The organism is Vibrio sp. 1401, assembly GCF_033340295.1.
This window is the reverse complement of sequence record NZ_JAWOWF010000667.1, coordinates 1-564: the sequence shown is the minus strand read 5'-3', so window position 1 is coordinate 564 and position 564 is coordinate 1. Positions and strand designations below refer to the sequence as shown.

Here is a 564-nt window from a genome sequence, read left to right as displayed (position 1 = left end):
GAAGCAAATCGCGTGCGTCTTTGGTTTCAAAATACACCGAACCACCCAACCCATTTTGCGTCACTGAGTTGTTACCCACTTGGATATCTGCCGACTTTAGAATATCGGGGTTCAGCGTCAAGTTACCGATGTGGTGGAACATACTCGCGTGTTGTGACGCGCCATCCAGACGGATATCCAAGTCAGTCTCACCCAAGCCGCGAATCGTGATGCGCTGGTTGACTGAGTGAGTGCCACCCACATCAACGCCCGGGATATCACGCAGTAGATCCGACATATGATCGGCCTGCTTTAATGACATATCGTCTGCGAACATCGATTCGGTATTGCTGGAAACTTTCGTTCCCCATACCACGACTTCTTCGAAATGAGAGTCAGATTCTTGAGCTAAAACGGGATTTGCCAAGGCCATTCCCACTGCAAGGCAAAGGCTTGAAAGCTTGATTGATGAGCAAGCTGGGCTTTCCATAAGTACATTCCTAAATATTAATGATAATAATTCTCAGATATAATAAGCAGGTGTTTTATAAATACAAAGGCGATTCAGTTATGCGAAATCGCACA

Annotated in this window: 1 protein-coding gene; it reads right to left on the bottom strand. The window is 46.1% G+C overall.

Annotation, left to right across the window (positions count from 1 at the left end; all coding sequences use genetic code 11):
• Positions 1–469 (bottom strand): TonB-dependent receptor plug domain-containing protein (locus R7Z77_RS27465; protein WP_318137321.1); only part of this gene is annotated, 469 nt, incomplete at its 3' end.
• Positions 470–564 lie beyond the last annotated feature (95 nt).